This window comes from Microcoleus sp. Pol12B4, from assembly GCF_036701385.1.
GTDB lineage: Bacteria > Cyanobacteriota > Cyanobacteriia > Cyanobacteriales > Microcoleaceae > Microcoleus.
The window spans coordinates 1-3,849 of record NZ_JAUBQR010000356.1 but is presented as its reverse complement, the minus strand read 5'-3'; the positions used below and the strand labels follow the sequence as shown (position 1 = coordinate 3,849).

At 47.5% G+C, this 3,849-nt stretch carries 3 protein-coding genes and 1 riboswitch; of the genes, 2 read left to right on the top strand and 1 reads right to left on the bottom strand.

Features of this window, described 5'->3' with window-relative positions; genetic code table 11:
- Positions 1–985: amidase family protein (locus QUA38_RS27975; RefSeq protein ID WP_333167639.1), on the bottom strand; the 985-nt coding region annotated here is incomplete at its 3' end.
- A 474-nt stretch (positions 986–1,459) separates the two neighbouring features.
- A riboswitch (guanidine-I (ykkC/yxkD leader) is annotated at positions 1,460–1,611 on the top strand.
- Positions 1,612–1,755: 144 nt separating this feature from the next.
- Here QUA38_RS27975 and QUA38_RS27970 point away from each other — a divergent pair.
- Positions 1,756–2,823, top strand: coding sequence for an ABC transporter substrate-binding protein (locus tag QUA38_RS27970; protein WP_333167637.1), 1,068 nt, complete (start codon positions 1,756–1,758; stop codon positions 2,821–2,823).
- A gap of 108 nt (positions 2,824–2,931) precedes the next feature.
- Entirely contained in the window at positions 2,932–3,789 is an 858-nt protein-coding gene (locus QUA38_RS27965; RefSeq protein WP_333167635.1) for an ABC transporter permease, read from the top strand.
- Positions 3,790–3,849: the final 60 nt, after the last annotated feature.

Sequence of the window (3,849 nt, the reverse complement as noted above, 5' to 3'; positions counted from 1 at the left end):
TATCCTCTGGGTGCGCGTCGAGGAAATCGCCGATCGCGGCCAACCTTTCTGCTACCCAAGGCCCGCCGTAGAGCAGTTCGGCAGCATCCGCAAAGGGTTTGAAGTCAATAGGTGCGATCGTGCAGCCCAAAGATTGCAAGCGCGCCAGAGCCTCCCGGTAGCGCTGTTCGGCTTCTGCATTCCCGAAAAATTCGAGTTCGCCGTCTGCCGGAACTCCCACCCGCAAGCGGGATAAATCCGGCAAAACTTTCGTTTCAGGGTGGCGAGAAAACGCATCCTCAGCGTCAAAATCGCTGGCTACTTGCAGCACCGAGGCCGCATCCGCACAGGTGAGAGCTAACACAGAAACGCAATCGAGTGATCGCACCGCTGGTAGTAGGCCGCGAGTGCTGATCGAGCCGCAACTTGGCTTCAGGCCGACAATGTTGGTAAAAGCAGCGGGAACCCGCCCCGATCCTGCGGTATCGGTACCCAGAGCAAAACTCACCAATCCGGCGGAGACTGCTGCTGCGGAACCTGAACTCGATCCGCCCGGAATGTAGCGCGAATCGAACGGATTGCGACAAACTCCATAAGGTGTGCGGGTTCCCACTAATCCTGTGGCAAACTGATCCATGTTGGTTTTGCCGATAGCGATCGCACCTGCCGCGCACAAACGCTCTACGACTGCGGACGATCGCGCTGGAGTGCGAGGAAACCCAGGACATCCCGCCGTAGTCGGAACGCCCGCCCAATCGAGATTATCTTTGATCGCAAAAGGTATCCCGTAGAGCGGCAATTGTTGCGGGTCTAGGTTTTCCAAGGCTTTGGCGCGTTCCAGGGTTTCCGCCAGCGGTGCTAAATAAATCCATACTGCCGGATCTGCATAGCGTTCGATCCGCTCGTACACGCTCGCGATCGCATCTGCAGGCGCGATCGAGCCGGTGCGGTAGCGATCGAGCAGCGAATGAATGTCGAGATTGTTGCTGTAGTTAAATTTTTCCATAGTGCACCGTCAATTAACTCGGTCGATTTTAGATTTTAGATTTTAGATTGAAGAAATGACTTCAAAGGCTGTGCCAGGCGATCGTTCTTACAAATAGAAACTTAGTTTACCGCATTGTCGATCGTACTTGCATCTAGTCGAGAGAGCGAAGTATTCCTTGAGAAATATTCAACCCTGACCTTGCGGATTTCGTCTTTTTGTGCGACTAAACTTCGCGATTTCCAATCGCCATCTCATCGCCCGGTTTAATCTTCCAAAAACTTTTATTTTACAGCTTCGATAAAAAACGTTTTTTGTAACATTTTACACATTTCCGCATCAAGTTTGCTGTTACCGTTTGAAACGTAGCAATCTAGTAAGATTGCAAACTACAGTATGCTTACCTTTCAAAAAGCTAAGTGCATTGCTGTTACTGACAGTCTTGAATAACTCCTTGGGTTGCAAACAAGACTTATACAGACAAAAAACGAAAAACTTAACCGCTTCTAGGGTTCCGATTTGAATCAGTTTCTAACTCAGCTTAGAAATTTTAAGTGCTGGTCCGAGAGAAGCAGACTGGTTCTCCCAAGATTTTAATTTTAGGGAAACGCTAGCCAGTTACACGGCGGGATAAAAGCCCGGGAGAAACGCGATCGGTCAGCAAGACTCGGTTCGTTAGCTCTCGGGCTTTATCCTTGTATATCAAGGGGGTTTGCGGAAGCTAAGGAAGCCAAAGAAGGCGCAAAAGCTCGATCGACATATTCACCTCTAACCAGCAACCAGAATATGCTATGAATATCCGATATTCCTCGCCCAAAATAACGCGATCGCCGTTGTGCTACTGCGCCATGTTTTTCATCACCTTGTTTTTCGCTGTAGGCTGCGTCAACCCGGCAATTTATATCAAAACAACAACTGAAAGCGAAGCAGCTTCTTCATTAAGTGCTGATTCAGTTAGTCTCGGATTCAGCGCGTGGCCCGGCTGGTTTCCTTGGCAAATTGCCAAAGAACAAAAGATATTTGAAGCCAACAATGTTCCTGTAGACTTAAAATGGTTTGACGGCTACTTAGAATCTATCAGCACCCTCACAGCAGGACAGATAAATGCTAACAGCCAAACCCTCGGCGATACAGTAAACTCCATATCAGGCGGCGCCGACCAAGTAATTGTTTTAGTCAACGACAACTCGACGGGAAATGACAAAGTGATTGTCGCCGAAGGCATCAATTCCGTTGCCGATTTGAAAGGAAAAAAAGTTGCAGCCGAGGAAGGTACAGTCGATCACTTTTTATTGCTGTTGGGGCTGAGAAAAGCAGGTTTATCAGTGCGGGACATTCAATTTGTACCGCTGGAAACCGGCAAAGCTGCGGCGGCTTTCGTCGGAGGACAAGTCGATGCGGTGGCAGTATTTGCGCCGTTTACCACGCAGGCATTAAAACGCTCGAACAGCAAGGAACTGTTTAGTTCAAAAGATTTTCCGGGGGCGATTTCCGACCATTTGGTATTCACGCGAAAGTTTATCGGCGAACACCCCGATCGAGTGCAAGCCCTGGTCAATTCCTGGTTTGCAACATTGGAATACATGAAAGCCAATAAAGAAAAATCTTACGATATTCTAGCCAACCGCGCCGGAGTTAGTGTTGAGGAATACAAAGAATATGAAAACGGCACTAAGATATTTACGATCGAGGAAAACTTGAAAGCCTTTCAACCGGGAAATGACATGACATCATTGCAGTTTGCGGCGGCAGAAATGACTAAATTTCTTGTAGATGTAAATTTAGCAAAAACCCAACCCGATATCAGCAAATTATTTGACGATCGCTTTATCAAGGCTTATTCCGAAGGTAAAAGCTAGAAGGCAGAATTTACGATTTTGCCGACACAATAAAATTTCAAAAATATTCCTTTTTTAAATTCCCCAAAGCTACTCAAATTACTCGCTAAACCGTTCTGCAATTAAATCATGCCACCAAATCCCGAACCCCGATCTATCCAATCCCACCTCAAGCAAAAAAGCCTAAATCCCACCGTTTTCTGGCGGATTGCGGAAGAGATACCACCACCCCTCAATATTGGGTTAACGGTAACATCGATCGCACTGCCGCTGCTGCTGTGGTGGCTAGTAACAACCTTCGCCAACGTAGACCCCAAATTTTTGCCTTCCCCCGGCAAAGTTTTAGAGGCATTTGGTCGGCTGTGGAACACTCGTGAACTTTTGAAAGACACAGTAGCGAGTTTGTGGCGGGTGGGAGTGGGCTTTCTGTTCGCCTTGGTTTTTTCTATACCAATTGGCGTGCTGATGGGCAGTTTTCCCAGTATTCGCGCCTTGCTGGAACCCATGTTCGGCTTGATGCGATATATGCCCGCACCAGCATTCATTCCCCTATTAATTCTCTACTTGGGAATCGGCGAAGAACCCAAAATAATGCTGATATTTATCGGCGTCTTTTTCTTCAATTCGCTGATGGTGATGGATACAGTCAAGTTTGTTCCAAAAGACTTGATTGAATCTACTTATATGTTGGGTGGGAATCGCTGGGAAATCCTCACTCAAGTTATTTTTCCCCACGTTTTGCCGGGAATTCTTGATGCTAGCCGCATCAACCTAGCTGCGGCTTGGCAATTGGTAATCGTCTCGGAATTGATTGCAGCAACCGAAGGCTTGGGTCGCCGGATCAGCGTCGCAGGTCGATTTCTCCGAACCGATGAAATTTTTGTGGGGCTGATTGTCATTGGGGCGATCGGACTGACTTTTGACTTGCTTTTTCAATATCTGCTGCGGGTTTCTTGTAAATGGTCAAGTCACTGGAGTTTAGACTAAGAAAAGCTGGCTCAGTTAGAAACTGAGGCATAAAAAATTCATTGGGCAGCCAAATATATG

What these genes read in the sequence shown, in the direction of transcription:
- QUA38_RS27970 (WP_333167637.1), top strand. Translation starts at nt 1,756, where the DNA reads ATGAATATCCGATATTCCTCGCCCAAAATAACGCGATCGCCGTTGTGC.
- QUA38_RS27965 (WP_333167635.1), top strand. Translation starts at nt 2,932, where the DNA reads ATGCCACCAAATCCCGAACCCCGATCTATCCAATCCCACCTCAAGCAA.